At 73.2% G+C, this 2151-nt stretch carries 2 protein-coding genes; both read left to right on the plus strand.

Features of this window, described 5'->3' with window-relative positions:
- The coding region (locus A612_RS14390; protein WP_019375149.1) for a YhdP family phospholipid transporter at window positions 1-1487 on the plus strand (1487 nt) is incomplete at its 5' end.
- Window positions 1484-2151, plus strand: a 668-nt coding sequence (locus A612_RS14395; protein ID WP_019375150.1) for a carbon-nitrogen hydrolase family protein, incomplete at its 3' end; no start/stop codon positions are given. The genes A612_RS14390 and A612_RS14395, both read left to right, overlap by 4 nt.

A 2151-nucleotide genomic window follows, 5' to 3' on the forward strand; every position in this document is an offset into this window, starting at 1 on the left:
CGCTGCCGCTGCAGGTGCAGCGGCGCGCGCGCGGCCCGGGAGGGGGCGCGCAGGAAGACCGGCTGGACATCCGGATCGGAGAGACTGTCCAGCTGGCCTACGAGCGGAGCCTCCAGGAAGGTGGCGATGCGCGGGTGCTGCGCGGCAGCATCGCCGTCGGCGACGCGGCACGCGAGCCGCTGGCGCTGCCAGAGCGGGGAGTCGTGGCCAACGCCGTGTTCGATGCCCTGGACGTGGACGGCTGGATGGCGCTGCTGCACACGCAGGAGCCCGCCGCCGCGGCGGGCGGCACCCCCCCACGCCCACACCTGCAGGCCAGTGCGGCGGACGCCGTGGAGGCCTACCTGCCGGACCGCATCGGACTGCGTGCCGGCACGCTCGGCCTGCAGGGCCGGGCGCTGCGCAACGTCGTCGCCGGCATCTCGCGCGACGGCGCCGGCTGGCGCGCGAGCGTGGATGCGGCCGAGCTCAACGGCTACCTGCACTACCAGCCTGGGGAGGGCGCCGAGCCCGGACGGCTGAGCGCCCGGCTGGCGCGCCTGGCGTTGCCGCAGGCCGAAGGCGAGCCGCTCGACGCGCTGCTCGACGACGCGCAGGCGGGCCAGCAGGCCCTGCCCGCACTGGACGTGGTGGTGCAGGACTTCCAGCTGCGCGGCCGCTCGCTCGGGCGGCTGGAGATCGAGGCCCAGAACCGCGCGGCGGGAGAGCAGCGCGAATGGCGCCTGGCGCGCTTTGACCTCACCGTGCCGGAGGCGCGCCTGCGCTCGAACGGCAACTGGGCGTTGCTGGGCGGCGCCTCCGGCGCGGGGCAGCGCCGGCGCACTGCCCTGCGCTTCACGCTGGACGTGGCCGACTCGGGCGCACTGCTGGCGCGCTTCGGGATGGACGGCGTGCTGCGCCGCGGCAGCGGGCGGCTGGATGGCAACGTGGCCTGGCTCGGCTCGCCGCTGGCGCCCGACTACGCCAGCATGACAGGGCAGCTGCACATGCAGATGAACGCCGGCCAGTTCCTCAAGGCGGAACCCGGCCTGGCCAAGCTGCTCAGCGTCCTGAGCCTGCAGTCGCTGCCGCGCCGGCTGGCGCTGGACTTCCGGGATGTCTTCAGCGAAGGTTTTGCCTTCGACTTCGTGCGCGGCGACGTGGCCATCGACCGGGGCGTGGCGCGCACCAACAACCTGCAGATGAAGGGCGTGAATGCCGCCGTGCTGATGGAAGGCGAGGCCGACATCGACCGGGAGACCCAGGACCTGCACGTGGTGGTCGTGCCCGAGATCAACGCCATGACGGCTTCGCTCGTGGCCACCGCCATCAACCCGGTCATCGGGCTGAGCAGCTTCCTCGCGCAGATGTTCCTGCGCGGTCCGCTGATGCAGGCCGCGACGCAGGAATTCCGCATCGACGGCACCTGGGACGAGCCGCGCGTGCAGCGCCTGCCGCGCAGCCCGCGCCCCGCCGGCCCACCCCCATCCTCCGGAGACAAGCCATGAAGATTGCCGCCATCCAGATGGTCTCGGGCACCAACCCCGAAGACAACCAGCGCCTGGCGCGCACGCTGCTCGAGCAGGCCGCGCGCGCCGGCGCCGAGCTGGCCGCGCTGCCCGAGTACTGGAGCGCCATGGGCCTGCGCGAGGAAGACAAGCTCGGCTGCGCCGAGGCCTTCGGCGATGGGCCGGTGCAGGACTTCCTGGCCCGCACGGCGCGCGAGCTCGGCCTGTGGATCGTTGGCGGAACCCTGCCGCTGACCTGCCCGCAGCCCGGCCGGGTGCACAACAGCAGCTTGGTCTATGCGTCCGACGGCCGCTGCGTGGCGCGCTACGACAAGATGCACCTGTTCCGCCTGGACAACGGCGACGAGCAGTTCGACGAGGCCCGCACCATTGCCGCGGGAAGCGAGGTCGTGCAATTCGACCTGCCGTCCAGCGACGGCACGGGCTGGCGCGTGGGGCTGTCGGTCTGCTACGACCTGCGCTTTCCCGAGCTGTACCGGCAGCACGCCCGCGCCGGGGCCGACCTGCTGCTGGTGCCCAGCGCCTTCACCTACACCACCGGGCAGGCCCACTGGGAGCTGCTGCTGCGGGCCCGGGCGGTGGAAAACCTCGCCTACGTGCTCGCCCCCGCCCAGGGCGGCCGCCACGAGAACGGCCGGCGCAC

It is taken from the genome of Melaminivora alkalimesophila (assembly GCF_000282995.1).
Classification (GTDB): Bacteria; Pseudomonadota; Gammaproteobacteria; order Burkholderiales; family Burkholderiaceae_C; genus Melaminivora; species Melaminivora alkalimesophila.